The organism is Achromobacter sp. 1014246743 (genome assembly GCF_059760725.1).
Genome location: NZ_JCBANA010000103.1, coordinates 1 through 18,387 on the forward strand (window position 1 = coordinate 1; position 18,387 = coordinate 18,387).

The 18,387-nt window shown below is 69.3% G+C and carries 17 protein-coding genes; 10 read left to right on the top strand and 7 right to left on the bottom strand.

Annotated elements, in window-relative coordinates; all coding sequences use genetic code 11:
• Positions 1 to 24 precede the first annotated feature (24 nt).
• From AC6LJ2_RS28280 to AC6LJ2_RS28290, 3 genes are all read right to left on the bottom strand, one after another.
• On the bottom strand, positions 25 to 468 hold the full coding sequence (locus AC6LJ2_RS28280; protein WP_498152638.1) for an SRPBCC family protein: 444 nt from the start codon (positions 466 to 468) through the stop codon (positions 25 to 27).
• Positions 469 to 537: 69 nt separating this feature from the next.
• Positions 538 to 1,368: a phosphoenolpyruvate hydrolase family protein gene (locus AC6LJ2_RS28285; RefSeq protein WP_498152639.1), complete on the bottom strand. Its 831-nt coding sequence runs from the start codon at positions 1,366 to 1,368 to the stop codon at positions 538 to 540.
• A 10-nt stretch (positions 1,369 to 1,378) separates the two neighbouring features.
• Positions 1,379 to 2,590: a Tm-1-like ATP-binding domain-containing protein gene (locus AC6LJ2_RS28290; protein WP_263911046.1), complete on the bottom strand. Its 1,212-nt coding sequence runs from the start codon at positions 2,588 to 2,590 to the stop codon at positions 1,379 to 1,381.
• Between the two features lie 156 nt (positions 2,591 to 2,746).
• Between AC6LJ2_RS28290 and AC6LJ2_RS28295 the strand changes: the two genes are divergently transcribed.
• Together AC6LJ2_RS28295 and AC6LJ2_RS28300 are read left to right on the top strand one after the other, a co-directional pair.
• The gene (locus AC6LJ2_RS28295; RefSeq protein WP_263911219.1) at positions 2,747 to 3,430 is read left to right on the top strand and encodes a TetR family transcriptional regulator; all 684 of its coding nucleotides are present in this window, start codon (positions 2,747 to 2,749) and stop codon (positions 3,428 to 3,430) included.
• A 98-nt stretch (positions 3,431 to 3,528) separates the two neighbouring features.
• Complete coding sequence (locus tag AC6LJ2_RS28300) at positions 3,529 to 5,181, top strand: S-layer protein (RefSeq protein WP_498152640.1); 1,653 nt, start codon at positions 3,529 to 3,531, stop codon at positions 5,179 to 5,181.
• Positions 5,182 to 5,270: 89 nt separating this feature from the next.
• On the opposite strand, the gene AC6LJ2_RS28305 is transcribed toward AC6LJ2_RS28300, so the two are convergent.
• From AC6LJ2_RS28305 to AC6LJ2_RS28320, 4 genes are read right to left on the bottom strand one after another with little or no spacing between them, the layout of a single operon-like run.
• A complete protein-coding gene (locus AC6LJ2_RS28305) occupies positions 5,271 to 6,608 on the bottom strand; it encodes an aspartate aminotransferase family protein (RefSeq protein ID WP_498152641.1) in 1,338 nt (445 codons plus the stop codon).
• A 13-nt stretch (positions 6,609 to 6,621) separates the two neighbouring features.
• Positions 6,622 to 7,674, bottom strand: a complete 1,053-nt coding sequence (locus AC6LJ2_RS28310; RefSeq protein ID WP_498152642.1) for a phosphotransferase — start codon at positions 7,672 to 7,674, stop codon at positions 6,622 to 6,624.
• Between the two features lie 11 nt (positions 7,675 to 7,685).
• Positions 7,686 to 8,714, bottom strand: a complete 1,029-nt coding sequence (locus AC6LJ2_RS28315) for a histone deacetylase family protein (protein ID WP_263911051.1) — start codon at positions 8,712 to 8,714, stop codon at positions 7,686 to 7,688.
• Positions 8,711 to 9,436, bottom strand: a complete 726-nt coding sequence (locus AC6LJ2_RS28320; RefSeq protein WP_263911052.1) for a GntR family transcriptional regulator — start codon at positions 9,434 to 9,436, stop codon at positions 8,711 to 8,713. Before AC6LJ2_RS28320 ends, AC6LJ2_RS28315 begins: the two co-directional genes overlap by 4 nt.
• Before the next feature lie 165 nt (positions 9,437 to 9,601).
• Between AC6LJ2_RS28320 and AC6LJ2_RS28325 the strand changes: the two genes are divergently transcribed.
• From AC6LJ2_RS28325 to AC6LJ2_RS28360, 8 genes are all read left to right on the top strand, one after another.
• Positions 9,602 to 10,369, top strand: coding sequence for a class II aldolase/adducin family protein (locus tag AC6LJ2_RS28325; protein WP_263911054.1), 768 nt, complete (start codon positions 9,602 to 9,604; stop codon positions 10,367 to 10,369).
• Between the two features lie 48 nt (positions 10,370 to 10,417).
• Positions 10,418 to 11,983: an ABC transporter substrate-binding protein gene (locus AC6LJ2_RS28330; RefSeq protein ID WP_263911055.1), complete on the top strand. Its 1,566-nt coding sequence runs from the start codon at positions 10,418 to 10,420 to the stop codon at positions 11,981 to 11,983.
• Positions 11,984 to 12,014: 31 nt separating this feature from the next.
• Positions 12,015 to 12,989 (top strand): ABC transporter permease, encoded by a 975-nt coding sequence (locus AC6LJ2_RS28335; RefSeq protein ID WP_263911056.1) that lies wholly within the window; start codon positions 12,015 to 12,017, stop codon positions 12,987 to 12,989.
• A complete protein-coding gene (locus tag AC6LJ2_RS28340) occupies positions 12,986 to 13,831 on the top strand; it encodes an ABC transporter permease (RefSeq protein WP_498152643.1) in 846 nt (281 codons plus the stop codon). Before AC6LJ2_RS28335 ends, AC6LJ2_RS28340 begins: the two co-directional genes overlap by 4 nt.
• Positions 13,828 to 15,525: an ABC transporter ATP-binding protein gene (locus AC6LJ2_RS28345; protein ID WP_498152644.1), complete on the top strand. Its 1,698-nt coding sequence runs from the start codon at positions 13,828 to 13,830 to the stop codon at positions 15,523 to 15,525. Before AC6LJ2_RS28340 ends, AC6LJ2_RS28345 begins: the two co-directional genes overlap by 4 nt.
• Complete coding sequence (locus tag AC6LJ2_RS28350; protein WP_498152645.1) at positions 15,522 to 16,532, top strand: 2-hydroxyacid dehydrogenase; 1,011 nt, start codon at positions 15,522 to 15,524, stop codon at positions 16,530 to 16,532. Before AC6LJ2_RS28345 ends, AC6LJ2_RS28350 begins: the two co-directional genes overlap by 4 nt.
• A 164-nt stretch (positions 16,533 to 16,696) precedes the next feature.
• A complete protein-coding gene (locus AC6LJ2_RS28355; protein ID WP_263911062.1) occupies positions 16,697 to 17,887 on the top strand; it encodes an FAD-dependent oxidoreductase in 1,191 nt (396 codons plus the stop codon).
• Positions 17,884 to 18,324, top strand: coding sequence for a DUF1641 domain-containing protein (locus AC6LJ2_RS28360; RefSeq protein WP_498152646.1), 441 nt, complete (start codon positions 17,884 to 17,886; stop codon positions 18,322 to 18,324). The genes AC6LJ2_RS28355 and AC6LJ2_RS28360 overlap by 4 nt, the downstream gene beginning before the upstream one ends.
• Positions 18,325 to 18,387: the final 63 nt, after the last annotated feature.

The window sequence follows — 18,387 nt, forward strand, 5'->3', positions numbered from 1 at the left end:
GGCGGCCGCCGTGCCGTGTGCCGGTCAGCCGCGCAATGTCTCGTTCAGCGCCGCCAGCCCCGCCGCGAACACGCCCTGGCCGACGGCGGTCGCCACCGCCTGCAGGTCCGCGCCGTCTTCCACGCGAAAGTCCGCCCACCATTCCACCAGCGTCACGCCGCCCTCCGTCACGGGGCGCAACGCCACGCCGGCAATGTAGTCGCGCATCGGCAGGTCGGTCTCGATGATGGAATAGCGCAGCGCGGTGCCGGGGTCGTCCAGCATCAGCAGTTGCTCGCGCACGAAACCGGACGGCTTGAGCGTCAGGTAGCGCACCGTTCCCACGGCGTCGTGGCGTCCATCCGCTTCCAGGTGGCTTTGGGCGATGCCCGGGTGCCAGCCGGCCAGGCCGTTGAAATCGCGAAACAGCGGCCAGACGGTGGCCAGCGGCGCCTGGATGATGGCGCTGGTGTAGACGGTATGCGGCATGCGGACTCCTGGGCAAGCGCCGGCCCCGCAGCGTGGCGTGCGCGGGCCGGCGGGAGGTGAGCGGAAACCTTAGAACGTCAGTTGCTTGAATTCCCGCGTGGCGGCGGTCAGGGCCTGCTCGGTGGGCAGGCGTTCCATCGAGCTGGCACCGTAGAAACCATGGCAGTGCTTGCAATGCTGCAGGATGTGGGCTGCGTCGGCAGGCGTGGCGATGGGGCCGCCGTGGCACAGCACGATCACGTCGGGGCGTACCGACAGCGCCGCGGCCGCGATGCGGTCGATGGCGGCCACGCAGTCGTCCAGCGTCAGCGCGGTTTCGGCGCCGATCGAGCCGCCGGTGGTCAGGCCCATGTGCGCCACGATGATGTCGGCGCCGGCCTGCGTCATGGCCACGGCGTCGTCTTCGTTGAACACATACGGCGTGGTCAGCATGCCCTTGTCGTGGGCCCGGCGGATCATGTCCACTTCCAGCGCGTAGCCCATGCCGGTTTCTTCCAGGTTGGCGCGGAAGTTGCCGTCGATCAGGCCGACGGTGGGGAAGTTCTGCACGCCGGCAAAGCCCTGGCGCTTCAGGTCGTCCAGGAACACGTCGAAATCGCAGAACGGGTCGGTGCCGTTCACGCCCGCCAGCACCGGCGTGTGCTTGACCACGGGCAGCACTTCGCGGCCCATGTCCACCACGATCTCGTTGGCGTTGCCATAGGCCAGCAGCCCGGCCAGCGAGCCGCGCCCGGCCATGCGGTAGCGGCCCGAGTTGTAGATCACGATCAGGTCGATGCCGCCGGATTCCTCGCACTTGGCGGACAGGCCCGTGCCGGCGCCGCCGCCCACGATGGGAGTGCGGTCGCGCACCATGGCGCGGAACTTGTCCAGCAGTTGGGGGCGGTCAAAACGCGGCATGGCGGGGTCCTCAGTGTGTAGCGATTTCAAGGTAATGATCGACCGCGGTCTGTGCGAACAGCGGATCGTTGATGTGGCAAGGCACGCGGATCAGGCGGCGGTTGGGCGTCTGCACCAGGTTGGCTTCCAGCGCCGCGAACAGCGCGGCGTCGGCCTGCGGGTCCCAGAACGCTTGGCCCGGCGCATCCAGCGCCGACACGCCGCCTTCCGGGATCAGGAAGCGCACGGGGCCGTCGCACTGGTTCAGCCTGGCGGCGATCCATTCGCCCTGCCGCTTGTTTTCTTGCAGGGTGGTGCGCATCAGCGTCACCTGCGGATTGTGGGGATAGAACGTACGGCCCTGGTAGCGCTCGGGCACCGTATCCATGCCGCCGAAGTTCACCATGTCCAGCGCGCCGCAGGAACCGACGTAGGGCGCGCGGGTACGCGCCACCGCGCCGAAGCGGTCTTCGGTGCAGGCCAACACGCCGCCGAACAAGAAGTCGCAGACTTCGGTGGTGGTCAGGTCCAGCACGCCGGCCAGGAGGTGGCTGTCGAGCAGCTTTTCCATCGATTGGCCGCCCGTGCCGGTGGCGTGGAACACCAGGCAGTCAAAGCGCGATTCGAGCAGCGGCGTCACCTGCTGCACGCAGGCCGTGGTAACGCCGAACATGGTGATGCCGACCGCGGGGCGGCTGTCGTCGTCCGCGGCGCTGGCGGCCTGGCGGAAGGCGCCGCCGATGGCGCCTGCGGCATTGGCCAGCACGCGGCGCGAAATGCGGTTCAGGCCCGCCACGTCGGTCACGGAATACATCATCGCGATGTCCGAAGGGCCGACGTACGGCGCGACGTTGCCGGACGCCATGGTGGACACCATCAGCTTGGGCACGCCGATCGGCAGCGCGCGCATGGCGGGCGTGATGAGTGCGGTGCCGCCCGACCCGCCCAGGCCGAGCAAGGCGCCGATGTCGGGGTTGGCGGCGGCGTAGCGTTCGAACGCCAGCGCCATGGCGGCGATGGCCGTGCCGCGGTCGCCGGTGAAGACGGCCTGCTCGCCCTGCGGATGGCTGCGGGCGACCTCGCGCGCCTGCACGCGGGCGCCGCTGGCGGCGCCGGTGGTGGACACGTCCACGGTGATGACGTCCAGCCCTTCCCGCTTGAGCAGGTCGGCGACGTAGTCGGCCTCGTGGCCCTTGGTGTCGTAGGTGGCGGCCACGAAGACCCGCCGGTTCGCTTGCGTCATGACTCCTCCGCGGGCGGCTACACTCGGTGCGCGCCTCGATATGTCTGGGGCCGCCTGGGCCTGTAGAATCTAGAAATGAGACGAAAGAATCATACTGAGACACCTGTCTCACGTCAAACTCCCGCCGACCGCCAGTCGCCCCCCGCCGTCGCCCGCCTGATCGGCCCCGCCAGCCGGCAGGCCGCCGCCAGCGGCGAACCGCCGCACGGACCGCGCGCCCGCATGCGCAAGATCTTGCTGGACGCCGCGCACCGGCTGATGGCGCAGGGCATCACGCCGTCGGTGGCCGAACTGGCCGAACACGCGCAGGTATCGCGCGCCACCGCCTACCGCTACTTTCCCAGCCAGAGCGCGCTGATCGCCGCCGTGGTGGACGAAAGCCTGGGCCCGATCCTGGCCTGGGACTCGAAGGCGGCGGATGCCGCCGCCCGGGTCGATGAGCTGCTGCGCTTTGCGTATCCACGGCTGGAAGCGCACGAAGCGCCGCTGCGCGCCGCCATCCAGGTATCGCTGCAGCAGCACGCCGAAGCCAGCGCCGGCCGCGCGGGCAACGAACCGCGGCTGGTGCGCGGCCACCGGGTCGACATCCTCAAGCGCGCCATCGCGCCGCTGGCCGGCACGCTGACACCCGCGCAGCAGGACCGCGTGGCGCAGGCGCTGTCGCTGGTCTACGGCACCGAGGTGTTCCTGGTGCTCAAGGACATCTGGCGGCTGGACCTGCCCGAGGTCACCGAGGTGGCGCGCTGGACCGCGAATGCCATCATCCAGCAGGCGCTGGCCGAGGCCGGCGAGACGCCGCAAGGGGCCGCCGACAAGGCTCCGGCGGCGCGCAAGCGCTAGCCACGGCCGCCCCTGTCATTTCCACGTCACCCTGACACCCCATAGTGCGGGCCTTCGCGGCCCTGCGCCTTGCAGGCCGCCTGACGCTGGAGTTTGAAATGCGGTTCGAAGTATCCCGCCTGCGGCGGGCCATCATGCCCTTGTCGCTGGCTTGCGTGACCCTGCTGAGCGCCTGCGGCGGCAGCGATGACGATGACGAGACCCCCGCGGCCCCGCCGCCCGCGGTGACCCCCCCCACGCCGCCGGCCCCGCCGCCCGTGCAGACGGGCGTCTGGAGCGCCGGAGACCTGCACGTGCACACGATCCAGTCCAACGACGCGCAGGTGACCCTGGAAAGCGTGCTGGACCAGGCGTTCGACCGCTACAAACTGGACTGGGCCGCGCTGTCGAATCACCTGCGCATGTCCGACCGCGACAACACCGGCGTCGCCCTGCCCGGCGGCCCCGTGCCGTTTTCCACCGGCATGGCGCAATACGAAGTGCCGTTCATCAGGCAGGCGCAGGCGGCGGGCCGCTACGCCGGCAAGATCATCTTCTCGTCGTTCGAATGGGACATGCCCACGCATGACCACGTCAACATCGGCATCGGCGTGAACGACCCGATGTCGGCCAAGTCGCTGCGCGCGGTGGCCGAATACGAGTACCTGTACACCAACAAGGCGGCCAACCTGTTCGACGCGCAACTGGTGGCCGACCTGGCCGGCCAGCCGCGCGCCTTCACCACCCACGCCGACTCGCTGACCGCGCTGCAATGGCTGCGCGACAAGCATCCGGACAGCTACCTGCTGCTGAACCACCCGTCGCGCTATGCCGGCAAATACACCATCGGCCAGCTGCGTGACATGCACGACCTGGCGCCGACGATCTTCTTCGGCGTCGAAGGCATGGTCGGCAACCAGATGGAACCGGACCGCGGCGGCTATGCCGAGGCCTACACGCCCGTGAACCTGCCCAACCGCACCTACGGCGGCGTGGACTACCTGGTGGCCAAGGTCGGCGGCACCTGGGATGCGCTGCTGGGCGAAGGCCGGCGCATCTGGAACGTGGCCGATTCCGACTTCCATTTCCGCACCGCGTCGGGCCTGTACAGCAGCGGCTACGCCCCCGGCGAATACGCCAAGACCTACGTCTGGAAGGACGGCAAGGACATGGCGGCCGTGGTGGCCGGCTTGAAGAGCGGCCGCATGTTCGGCGTGTTCGGCGACCTGATCGACGCCCTGGAATTCCAGGCGCAGGGCGCAGCGGGCACAGCCTACATGGGCGGCGAGCTGCAAGCGGCCAAGGGCGAACAGGTGGAAGTGACCATCCGCTTTCGCAGCCCGGACAGCAACCACTACGAGTACCCGATCGAAAGCGGCAACCCCACCTACGTCAAGCCCACCGTCAACCACGTGGACCTGATCGTGGGCGACGTGGGCCCGCGCGCCGCGCCCGGCACGCCGGCCTATGACAACGCCACCAACCCCAGCACCCGCGTGCTGGCGCGCTACACCCGCGCCGACTGGACGGTGGACAAGGACGGCTACAACGTCATCAAGGTCAAGCTGACCGCCGACAAGAGCCAGTACCTGCGCCTGCGCGGCACCAACCTGGCGCCGGACGTGGCGGGCGAAACCGCCAACGGCGAACCGCTGCCCGACCTGAAGGTGGACCTGGCCGACAACGCCGCGCGCTTCAACGCGATCAATGCGCGCAACTACAACGACCTGTGGTTCTATTCGAATCCGGTGTTCGTGACGGTCAAGCAGTAAGGCGGGGACGCGGGGGATAGCCCGCGTTTCATCCCATAGAAAAGGCCGCGGGCAAGCCAATGCCCGCGGCCTGTTGCATTGCAGCGGCGCTACAGCGCGGCCAGCGTCTCGTCCAGCGCGGCGACCAGCACGTCGGCATCGGCCGTGGAAAACGGCAGCGGCGGGCGGATCTTCAGCGTGTTGGCGTGTTCGCCCGCGCTGCCGGTCAGTATCTGCCGGTCGCGCAGGCCGTTGACCACGCGTGCGGCTGCTTGCGTAGCGGGTTCGCGCGTGCGGCGGTCGCGCACCAGCTCGACGCCGATGAACAGGCCCGCGCCGCGCACGTCGCCGATCAGGTCGTGGCGTGCGGCCAGGCCTTGCAGCCGCTCGCGCAGATAATGACCGACGCGTTCGGCGTTCTGCATCAGCGCTTCCTCCTGCACCGTGCGCAGCACGGCCAGGCCGGCCGCGGCCGATACCGGATTGCCGCCGAAGGTATTGAAGTAGCGCCCGTTGCGGCCGAACGCCTCCAGCACCTGCGGGCGCGCGGCCACGCCAGCCACCGGATGGCCGTTGCCCAATGGCTTGCCCATCGTGACCAGGTCGGGCTCGATGCCGTGCCGCATGAAGCCCCACATCGCCTGACCGGTGCGGCCCATGCCGGCCTGCACCTCGTCCGCGATGAACAGGCCGCCGGCTTCGTGGATGGCCTGCACGGCCTCGCGCAGGAACCCCTCGGGTGCGGCCTGCACGCCGTCGCTGGAGAAAATGGTGTCGACCAGCAGCGCGGCGGGGCGCAGGCCCTGGGCCGCCAGATCCGCCACCGCGTCGCGCACGGCCTGCGCCAGCGCCGGGCCGACGGCATCGGGACCCTGCCGGTAGGTATCCGGCGCCGCCACGGTCCGCACCGCGGGCCCCAGCGTGACATAGCGGCCCAGCGACGGCGAGGCCTGCGCGATCGACAAGGTCACGCCGTGGTACGCAAAGCGGGTCACGATCAGGCCGGTGGCGCCGGTATGCGCCTGCGCGATCCGCAGCGCCAGGTCGTTGGCTTCGCTGCCGGTGCAGGTGAACATCACCTGGCCCAGGCCGGGCGGAAATGTCGCCAGCAATTGCTCGGCATAGTCCAGCACGGTTTCGTGCACATAGCGGGTGTGGGTGTTCAGCACCGCCGCCTGCCGGGCAATCGCCTGGACCACGGCCGGATGGCAGTGGCCCAGCGGCACGACGTTGTTGTAGGCGTCCAGGTACGGCTTGCCCTGGGCGTCGTACAGCCACACGCCTTCGCCGCGCACCAGGTGCACGGGCGATTCGTAGAACAGGCGGTAGGCCGGCCCCAGCAACTGGTGGCGGCGGGCGATCAGCGCGGCGGTATGCGCGGCGCCGCCGTCGTTCGCGGGAAGGTTGGGCAAGGCCGCAGCAGGCGCGCCGGGTTGCGTCACAGTCATGGTCACCGCCCTCTTATCGAAAGCCGCACGCCGCGCGCAGGCGCTGGCGCGCCGCGTCGCGGGCAATGCCGTCGCAGGACTGCAGTCGCGCCCACGACACCGCGTTGTTGCGCAGGATGTAGGCGCTGTTCTCGGGATAGCGCGCGGCGCGCCAGCCGCCGATCGCCACCACCATCACCAGCCGCGCCACCATCAGGTCGAACAGCACGTCCAGTTCGGCCGGCGTCAGCGGGCTGACCGCGTGATACGCCGCCGTGAAGGCCACGGCGGGCGCCAGGGCGTCGTCGCCGGGCTCCAGCTGGTAGGACGCCGCCACTGCCAGGTCGTTGACCAGCGGCGCGTGCACCATGTCGCCGAAATCCAGGATGCCGGCGATGCGGTCGGGGTCGGCAGGATCGACCAGCACGTTGTACAGGTTCAGGTCGTTGTGGATGGCCTGGGCGCGCAGCCCCGGCAGTGCCGGCTTGGCGTGATTCACGAAGCGCGCCAGGCCGCGTTCGGCCAGCGCCCGGCGCGCGGGGTCGGTCACGTGCGCCAGCAAGGGCGCCACTTCATACGTGCGCTGGATGTCCCACGGCAGGTCCAGCTGCCCCGCGGGGTGCGTGAAGCCGCGCAGCGCCAGCCCCAGCCGCGCCAGCGTACGCGCCAGGTTGTCGCGCTGCGCCGCCGAGCGCGGCGCGTCCGGCAGCGGCAGGCCCGGCAGGTAGCTGAACAGCCGCAGCACGCGCGGCGGCGCGTCGGGCGTTTGCAGCCAGACGCAAGGCTCGCCGTCATCGGCCAGCAGCACGCGCTGCACCGGCAGGCCCGGGTCGGCCTGCTCGACATGGCGCAAGGCGCGCGCCTGGAAATCGGCCACGCGCGCGTCTTCGGCCGGGTGCGAGAACTTCAGCACGTATTCCCGGCCGTCGTCGGCGCGCAGGTGAAAGTTGCGGTCGCGCTCGCCGGCCAGCCGGCGCACCTGGGCATCGATGCCGAAGTGACGCCGCGCCAGTTGCGCGGCCTGCGCCTCGCCGATGTCCGGCGAGGCCGCGGCCAGCACGTCCTGGGCGCAGTCCTGATCGATCATGGCGCTCTCCTTCAGGCGGCGGAATCGAAGCCGCGCAGCGCGCTGGCCAGATTGGGGCCCAGGTCGTCCGACAGGTAGCCGCCTTCCTGCACCAGCACGGTGGGCAGGCCCAGCTTGGCCACTTCAGCCAGGATGCGGCCAAAGCCCTCGGTGGTGACCGCCAGGCCCTTGTAGGGATCGCGTTCGTGGGCGTCCAGCCCCAGCGCCACCACCAGCGCACCCGGTGCGAACGCCTGGATGTCCAGGAACACGCGGCGCAGCGCGGCCAGGTAGCCTTCGTCGCCCGTGCCGACCGGCAGCGGGCGGTTGATGTTGTAGCCCAGCCCGTCGCCTTCGCCCGTTTCATGGGCGTGGCCGACGAAGAACGGCGTGGTGTTGTGCGCGTCGGCGTGCAGCGACACCGTCAGCACGTCGGGGCGGCGATAGAAGATGCCCTGGGTGCCGTTGCCGTGGTGCACGTCCAGGTCCAGGATGGCGACGCGGCGATGCGCGGTGCGCAGGTGCTGCGCCGCGATGGCGGCATTGTTCAGGTAGCAAAAGCCATTGGCGCGGTCGACATACGCATGGTGGCCGGGCGGGCGGCACAGTGCATAGGCCGCGCGTTCGCCGTCCAGCACCAGCTGGGCGGCGTGGGTGGCACAGTGCGCCGACCAGGTGGCCGCTTCCCAGGTGCCCGCGCCGATCGGGCAGGCGGTATCGCCCATGTGATAGCCGGCCAGGCCCACGATGTGGTCCGGATAGGTGCAGGGCTGGCCCGGAAACGGGTGCACGTTGGCCACCACTTCTTCCGAGGCGTCGGGCAACTCGCGCCAGCGCGCGTAGGCGGTTTCAAGAAAGCGCAGGTACTGCGGCGTATGCACGGCCGCGCGCGGCGCCGCGCCGCAGTCGTCCGGCGCAATGATCCGGTGGCCGTCGCGCTGCACCGCCGCCAGCAGGCGCGCGCCGCGCTCGGGCTGTTCGTTGCTGCGCTTGACCTTGCCGCGCACGATGAAAAACTGCGGATCGTGAAGCTGGTGCTTATCGCTGTAGACGACTTTCATGGCTTCTTGCTGCCCCTTGGTTTTTCGCCCGCCGCGCCATGCTGCGAGACGAACAGATTGCGGACGTGCTCCCAGGCATCGTCCAGGTGGACCTTCATGCAGGCCTGCGCGGCCTGCACGTCACGCCGCGCCAACGCGTCCAGGATCGGCTGGTGCGTGGACGCGACCAGTTCCGGGTCTTGGTAGACGTTGTCGATCAGCGAAATGATCATGCGCATTTCGGTCTGGGTGCTGGAGAACAGGCGCAGCAGGTACGCATTGCCCGACAGCTCGCAGATCAGGGTGTGAAAGCTCAGGTCCAGCTCGATGCGGCGGTGCTGCGGCGCGTCGGCGGCCTCGGCGATCATCAATTGCAGCAGCTGGGTCAGGCGCGCCAGGCCGGCGGCATCGGCGTGCTCGCAGGCGGCGGCCACCGCCGTCATTTCCAGGCTCAGGCGCACCTGGAACAGGTCGTCGATTTCACGCACCGACATCTCGCGCACGAAAAAGCCGCGGCGCGGCTTGGACACCAGGATGCCCTGGCGTTCCAGCCGACGCGAGGCCTCGCGCACCGGTGCGCGGCTGATCGCCATCTGGCGCGCGATCTCGGCTTCGACCACGCGGCTGCCCGGCGGCAGGCGGCCTTGCACGATGGCCTGGGTGAGCCGGTCTTCGACCACGCCGACCAGGTCGGGAACATTGACGGATTCGAAAGCGGTAAGGGCGGCCGGGGTTTCAGGCATGGGAGTCTCGTCTGGGGTGTGAATGCGCTTGGCGCGTCAGCTATATAGCACCCCGATTTTGCGCAGCATATCAGTGTTACTGCTAACTGTCGACAGTTGACGATCGACGCATAATGCCCAGCATCCGGCGCGCCGCCGCCCCCCCTCCCCTCCAAGGACGCATCAATGGCCCACCCCCAGGATTCCGCCCAGCCCCTCAGCGCAGCGGAACAACAGACCCGCCGCGACCTGGCGGCGTGCTATCGCCTCATCGCCCATTTCGGCATGGACGACAGCATCTACACGCACATCTCGGCGCGCGTGCCGGGCGAGGAAGGCGCCTTCCTGATCAACCCGTACGGCCATCTGTTTCGCGACATCACGCCCGAATCGCTGGTGAAGGTCGGCTTTGACGGCCGCCCGGTGGCGCCCACGCCGTACGACGTCAATCCGGCTGGCTTCACCATCCACAGCGCCGTGCACATGGGCCGCCCCGATGCGGGCTGCGTGCTGCACACCCACACAGTGGCCGGCGTGGCCGTGTCGTCGCTGGCCTGCGGCCTGCAGCCGGTGAACCAATGGGCGCTGCAGTTCTACAACCGCGTCGCCTATCACGACTACGAAGGCATCGCGCTGGATCTGGACGAGCGCGAACGCCTGGTCGCCGACCTGGGCCCGCACAACGCGATGATCCTGCGCAACCACGGTCTGTTGACCGCCGGCGCCACCGTGGCGCAGGCCTTCATCCTGATGCTCAACCTGGACCGCGCCTGCCGCGTGCAATTGGCGATCCAGTCCACCGGCCAGGCGACCTACCCGGTCAGCCCGCAGGTCAGTGAAAAGACCGCGCGCCAGTACGCCAGCGGCGACACCAACCGCCTGCCCGGCGCCCCCGATCCCAGCGAACGCGAATGGCGCGCGCTGTTGAAGCTTGTCGAACCCGCCGGCGCCTGACCGCGCCGCGCTTGCCGCCACCTTCGGCCCCGTCACCAGGAGAACCTCATGAACCGACGCGACTTTCTGATTTCAAGCGCTGCCGCGGCCGGCTGGTGGAGCGGCGCCGCCGCCCTGCCCGCCTGGGCCGCGGCCGCGCGCAACGGCGTGCTGAACATTGCCGTGCAGCCCGAGCCACCCGGCCTGATGCTGGGCATCGTGCAGAACGGCCCGACGCAGATGATCGGCGGCAACATCTACGAAAGCCTGCTGCGCTACGACGAAAAGCTGGAGCCCATGCCGGGCCTGGCCGCGTCCTGGACGGTCAACGACACCGCCACCGTCTACACCTTCACGCTCAAGCAGGGCGTGCTGTGGCATGACGGCAAGCCCTTCACCGCGCACGACGTGGTCTTCAGCGTGGACCAGTTCCTGCGCAAGACCCAGTCGCGGCTGCGCGCCGGCCTGGCCTTCGTCGACAGCATCAAGGCGCTGGACGACCACACCGTCGAATTCCGTTTGCCGCGCCCGTTCGGTCCCTTCCTGGGCCTGTTCGAAAGCGGCACCATGCCCATGGTCCCGCGCCATATCTACGAAGGCACCGACTACCTGACCAACCCGGCCAACAACACGCCCATCGGCACCGGCCCCTACAAGTTCAAGGAATGGCGCCGCGGCTCGTACATCCAGCTGGTGCGCAACGAGCAGTACCACGAGCCTGGCCTGCCCAGCGTGGAGACGGTCTACTTCCACGTCATTCCCGACGCCGCTTCGCGCGCCGCCGCGTTCGAATCCGGCAAGCTGGACGTGCTGCCCGGCGGCACCGTTGAATACTTCGACATCGCGCGCTTGAAGAGCCTGCCCAATGTGGACATCACCACCAAGGGCTGGGAATTCTTCGGCCCGCATTCCTTCCTGTGGCTGAACAACCGCCACCCGCTGCTGGGCGATGTGCGCGTGCGCCGCGCCATCATGTATGCGCTGGACCGCGAGGCCATGCGCAACGTGGCCTGGTATGGCTTTGGCAAAGTGGCGACCGGCCCGTTCAACAGCAGCGTGCGCTACCACACCGACGACGTCACGCGCTATCCGCGCGACGTGGCCCGCGCCAGGCAATTGCTCAAGGAAGCCGGCTACCAGGGCCAGACCCTGCGCCTGTTGCCGCTGCCCTATGGCGAAACCTGGCAGCGCTTTGCCGAGATCGTCCGGCAGAACCTGGCCGAGGCCGGCATCAAGCTGGAGATGACGGCCACCGACGTCGCCGGCTGGAGCGAAAAGACCGCCAACTGGGACTACGACATCGCCTTCTGCTACCTGTACCAGTATGGCGACGCAGCGCTGGGCGTCAGCCGCAACTACCTGACGTCCACGATCGCCAAGGGCTCGCCCTGGAACAACGTCGAGGGGTACAGCAACCCCAAGGTCGACGACCTGTTCGAGCGCGGTGCCCGCGAAGCCGACCCCGAGGCCCGCCGCAAGCTGTACGAAGAAGTGCAGCGCGTCCTGGTCGACGAGGTGCCGGTGGCCTGGCTGCTGGAACTGCAGTTCCCCACGCTGTATCGCAACAACGTCAAGAACCTGATCAATTCAGGCATCGGCTTGAACGACAGCCTGGCGCGCGCCACGCTGGCGTAAGCCGCGACGATCCAGACAGGGGGAATGCCGCATGAAGAAACTCGCTTACCTGATGCGCCGCATCGTGCAGGGCCTGCTGGTGCTGGCCCTGATCGCGGTCATCAATTTCCTGCTGATCCGCGCCGCGCCCGGCGATCCGGCCACCGTCATGGCCGGGGAAGCCGGCGCTTCCGACGAAGTCTTCATGGCGCAGGTACGCGAACGCTTCGGACTGGACAAACCCCTGCCGCAGCAACTGGCCACCTACCTGAGCCACGCCGCGCGGCTGGACCTGGGGGATTCGTACCGCCAGCAGCGCCCGGTCATGAGCCTGATCGGCGAACGCCTGCCGGCCACGCTGCTCCTGACGCTGACCGCCTTCGTCGTGTCATTGACCGCGGGGGTGGCGCTGGGCGCCTGGACCAGTGCCCGCGCGGGGACCTGGCTGGACAGCCTGGTCAGCACCTTGTCGATGCTGTTCTATGCCACGCCGCTGTTCTGGCTGGCGCTGATGGGGGTGCTGCTGTTTTCGGTCAAGCTGGAATGGCTGCCCGGCTTCGGCTTCGAGACCGTGGGCGCGGGCCACGCCGGGCTGGCGCGCGTGGCCGACATCGCCAGCCACCTGGTGCTGCCGGCGGCCACGCTGGCGCTCTTCTACATGGCCGTGTATGCCCGCATGACGCGCACGGCCATGCTGGAAGTGGCGCAGATGGACTTCGTCAAGACCGCCCGCGCCAAGGGGCTGTCACCGCGCCGCATCCAGCGCCGCCACATTCTGCGCAACGCGCTGCTGCCGGTCATCACCCTGGCCGGCATCCAGGCCGGCTCCATGGTGGGCGGCACGGTGCTGATCGAAACCGTGTTCGCCTGGCCCGGCATCGGCCGGCTGATGTTCGATGCCCTGGTGCAGCGCGACTACAACCTGCTGCTGGGCACGTTCCTGGTCACCGCGGCGCTGGCCGTGGCGTTCAACATCATCACCGACCTGCTCTATACGCTGGCCGATCCGAGGATAGAACTGCAATGAACAACGGATTCTGGCGGCGTTTTCGTCGCAACAAAGGCGCCCTGGCGGGCCTGGCCGTGATGGCCACGGTGCTGCTGCTGGCCCTGGCCGCGCCGCTGGTGGCCGCGCATGACCCCTGGGCCATGGTGCAGCGCCCCTTCCTGCCGCCGCTGGACATGGCCGGCCTGCCCTTCGGCACCGACACCATGGGCCGCGACATCGGTTCCGGGCTGGCGTACGGCGCGCGCATCTCGCTGCTCATCGGCCTGGTCTCGACGCTGGCGGGCCTGTTGATCGGCGTGTCGGTGGGCGCGCTGGCCGGCTACTACGGCGGCTGGATCGACACCGGCCTGATGCGCTTTACCGAACTGTTCCAGGCGATTCCCAGCTTTGCGCTGGCGATCGTGCTGGTGGCCATCTTCCAGCCGTCGGTCGGATCCATCGTGACCGCCATCGCGCTGGTGTCGTGGCCGCCGGTGGCCCGGCTGGTGCGCGGTGAATTCCTGACGCTGCGCCATCGCGACTTCGTCCATGCCGCCCACCTGGCCGGCGAATCGAACCTGCGCATCATCATCACGCAGATCCTGCCCAACGCGGCCGCCCCCATCGTCGTGATGGGGTCGCTGATGGTGGCCACCGCCATCCTGCTGGAATCGAGCCTGAGCTTCATGGGCCTGGGCGATCCCAACGTGATGAGCTGGGGCTACATGATCGGCGCGGCCCGCACGGCGCTGCGCCAGGCCTGGTGGATCAGCCTGTTTCCCGGCGTGGCCATCCTGCTGACGGTGCTGGCGCTGAACCTGATCGGCGAAGGCCTGAGCGACGGCCTGAACACCCGGCTGGACCCAAGGAGCCGCGCATGAACCCCGTCGACATCCCGGCCGCCGACGGCCTGGCCGGCAGCGCCCTGGCGCCCGACCCGCTCGCCACCGTCACCGACACGCTGCTCGACATTCGCGGCCTGTCCATCCGGTTGCCCGCGGGCGCCGACCGCCCGCTGGCGGTCAAGGAAGCCAGCCTGCGCATCGGCCGCGGCGAAACGCTGTGCATCGTGGGCGAAAGCGGCTCGGGCAAGTCCATGATCGCCAACGCCGTCATGGGCCTGCTGCCCCAGCCGATGGTGGCCCCGGTGGCCGGCAGCATCACCTTCCAGGGCCATGACCTGCTGACGCTGGCCGAACCGCAATGGCGCGCGCTGCGCGGCAACCGCATCGGCATGATCTTCCAGGACCCGATGTCGGCGCTGAACCCGGTGATGCGCATCGGCGACCAGCTGGAAGAAGCGCTGGACGCCCACGTCAAGCTGTCGGCCGCGGACAAGCGCGCCCGCATCATCGGCGCCCTGCGCGACGTGCGCCTGCCGGACCCCGAGGGCATCGCCGCCAGCTACCCCGGCCGCCTGTCGGGCGGGCAGCGCCAGCGCGTCATGATCGCCTGCGCCCTGATGCTGGAACCGGCGCTGCTGATCGCCGACGAACCCACCACCGCGCTGGACGTCACCACCCAGGCGCAGATCCTGGACCTGATCCGCGACCTGCAGGCCCGCCATGGCACGGCCGTGCTGTTCATCACGCATGACTTCGGCGTGGTGTCGCAGATCGCCGACCGCGTGGCTGTCATGCAGCTGGGCGAGATCGTCGAAGCCGGCACGGCCGCCGAGGTGCTGGGCCACCCGCGCCACGACTACACCCGCAAACTGATCGCCGCCATTCCGCACGGCATGCCGGCAAGCGTGCGCAACACCGAGCCGCAGCCCGTGCTGCTGGACGTGCGCGACCTGACCAAGACCTACGTGTCCGGCGGCGGGCTGTTCCGCCGTGGCCGCGAGACCGCCGCCATGCGCGGCATCAGCTTCACGCTGCGGCGCGGCGAGGTGCTGGGCCTGGTGGGCGAATCCGGTTCCGGCAAGTCCACCCTGGGGCGCTGCATCGCCGGCCTGCTGGCGCAGGACGGCGGCCAGGTGCTTTTCAACGGCCAGGCCCGCGGCGCCCGCCCGGCCACCGGCCGGGTGCAGATGGTGTTCCAGGACCCGCAGGCCTCGCTCAACCCGCGCCACACGGTCGGCCGCTCGATCATGGCCGGGCCGATCGCGCAGGGCATGGCGCCCGACAAGGCCCGCGCCCGCGCGGCCGAACTGCTGCAACTGGTAGGTCTGAACCCGGACGCCGCCGGCCGTTATCCGCACGAATTCTCGGGCGGCCAGCGCCAGCGCATCGGCATCGCCCGGGCCCTGGCGTCCGACCCCGACCTGATCGTGGCCGACGAACCGGTGTCGGCGCTGGACGTGTCGGTGCAGGCCCAGGTGCTGGACCTGTTCGCCAGCGTGCGGGAACGCTTTCACCTGAGCATGCTGTTCGTCACCCACGACCTGCGCGTGGCGGCGCAGATGTGCGACCGCATCGCCGTGATGCAGCAGGGCCGCATCATCGAATGCGGGCCGTCCGCGCAGGTGATCGACGAGCCGCAAGAGGCCTACACCCGTGAACTGGTGCAGGCGGTGCCGGACTTCGCCAGCATCGTCTCGGGGCGCGCGCGCCGGGTCGCGGAGGCCGCATGAGCACCGCCGCCCTCGCCACCGCCTCGGCCGCGCCCCCAACCGTCATGGCACCCGTCACCCCGGACCGGCCGCCCTGCATCGCCCTGCTCAGCCGCGTGCTGGACATGCGCTACCTGGTGCCCGCCTTCCAGGCGCTGCGGCCCGACATCGCCTGGCGCACCGCCGACGACCTGGGCAACCCGGCCGACATCGACGCGGCCGTCTGCTGGCAGCCGCCCGCCGGCATCCTGGCCACCCTGCCCAACCTGCGCCTGATCCAGTCCATCGGCGCGGGCGTGGACCACCTCTATGCCGACCCGACGCTGCCCCGCCACGTGCCGGTGTGCCGCGTGGCCGAAGCCGGCATGACGGCCGGCATGAGCACCTACGTCGCCTGGGCGGTCATCAACCACCACCGCCACTTTCACGACTATGTCCGCAACAGCGCCCAGGGCCTCTGGCGCGAAAGCCCCATCGTGCCGCCGTCGGACCACCGTGTCGCCATCGCCGGCCTGGGCCGCCTGGGGCTGGCCGCGGCCCGGGCGCTGACGGCGCTGGGCTACCGGGTGTCGGGCTGGAGCCGCACGCCCAAGCCGGACCTGCCGGCGGGGATTACCGGCCATCATGGCGCCGACGGCCTGCCCGCCTTGCTGGCCGAGGCCGACACGCTGGTCTGCCTGCTGCCGCTGACCGACGACACCCGCGGCTTCCTGGGCGCGGCCACCTTCGCGCAGCTGCCGCGCGGCGCCCACGTGGTCAACGCGGGGCGCGGCGAACACCTGGACGCCCAAGCGCTGCTGGCGGCGCTGGACAGCGGCCAGCTGGGCTACGCCACGCTGGACGCCACGCCGCAGGAACCGCTGCCGCCCGACCACCCGCTGTGGCGCCACCCGAACGTGCTGGTCACGCCCCACATCGCCACCCGCACCCCGGCGGCGGCCATTGCCCGGCAGACGCTGGACAACCTGCAAACGCTGCAAGGCGGGGGCCGGCCCGACACCTGTGCGGACCCGTCACGCGGCTACTGAGCGGCGCCCCGACGCGCAACCTGCCCTCGCCCCCCCCCGACAACCCCGGCCGGAAAGGATGTTTTTTATAAATATAAGTTATTTGATTGACCCAATACCCCACGCTTGCTACATATGGACGGGCAAGGCACTTGGTTCCTGATTATTCTCACCGGAGGATTTTTATGAGCAAGCGAATTGTCGTCGTCGGGGGCGGGGTGGGCGGCACCATGCTGGCCAATCAACTGGTCCAGAAGCTGTACCCCGAGGTATCGCGCGGCGAAGTCAGCGTCCTGCTGCTGTCCGACTCACCGGACCACTACTACAAGCCCGCCTTCATGTATGTGGCGTTCAACCTGTTTTTCCAGGAAGAACTCAAGCGCCCCGAAAGGTCCCTGCTACGTCCCGAAATCGAATTCCGCGTCGACAAGGTGACCCGCTTCGATTTCAACGCGCAGCAGGTCACCACGCGCAGCGGCAAGCGCTACGGCTATGACTACCTGGTGATCGCCACGGGCTGCGTGCCGGCGCCCGAGCGCATCGAGGGCCTGCGTGAAGCGGGCGACCATTTCTACCAGTACGAACCGGCGCGCCAACTGGCCGACCGGCTATCCCGGATCGAGCGCGGCCGGGTCTTCGTCAGCGTCACGTTCCCCAAGACGCCCAATGTGCCGCACCAGTGCGGCATCGCTCCCATCGAAACCACCCTGATGCTGGACGACTACCTGCGCCGCCGCGGCGTGCGCGACCGGGTCGAGATCGTCTACACCTACCCCACCACCGCGCAACTGCTGCGCAATTGCCTGTTCCTGCAGCAACCCACCTGCGACGTGCTGCCCGCCATTTTCGAGCAGCGCGGCATACGCTTTCAGCGCGGCTTCACGCTGTCGCGCGTGGATCCCGAACGCCGCATCGCCTATTCGGAGGAAGGCGCCGAGCAGCCGTTCGACATCCTCATGGCCACGCCGCCGATCCGCGCGGTGGACGTGGTGCTGGAATCCGGCGCCTCGCAGGCGCCGGACAACGAAGGCTGGCTGCCTACCGATCACGAGACCTTGCAGGTGTATGGCTTGCAGAACGTCTATGTGATCGGCGACACGGTGGACTTGCCCGTCAGCAAGGCCGGCGGCTCGTGCCACAACCAGGCGCCCGTCATCGCCAACAACATCGCCGGCGAGATCCGGCTGGGCCATCCCCCCAGCGTCTATGAAGGCCGCGTACAGGCGGTCGCGCAGATGGGGCTGAACGCCGGCATGCCGCTCTGGTATGACTACACGCACGATGTGCGGCCCACGCCGCCCACCAAGCTGGGCGGCCTGCTGCGGCAGGGTTTCAACCGAGGCCTGTATTGGTCCGTTGCCAGGGGAATGCTATGACCGCGCACCACGACAACACCCTGCCGGCGCCCGAACGCTGCGCCAGCGTCCTTCACACGTCCCAGGCGGCCGATGGCGGCGACAGCCTGACGTTGCTGGCGGACAAGCTGCGGCCCCTGGCCGACAGCGGCCGCCTGGACAACGTGGTGGACCTGCTGGCGTTGGCGTCCGACCTGGTGGATCTGCTGGACGCGCCCATGGTGGAAAAACTGGGCGCCCTGTCGGACCAGGCGGCAGGCGCCGCCTGGACGCTGGCCAACGCGTGGCGCGCGGCCCAGGCCCAGGGCATGCAAGAGGCGCAGCCGCCGGGCCTGGCGGGCCTGTTCCAGCTGTTCAGGGACGAAGACACCCGGCGCGGCCTGGCGCTGGCGCTACGGTCGCTGCAAGGCCTGGGCAGGCAGATGCGCCAGCAACGGGAGGACTACGCCGCCCCCTAGGGGCAGACCGGTTGCCCGGCGCCCCAAGAACAAAAGGCCCCGCCCGGTTTCCCGGGCGGGGCC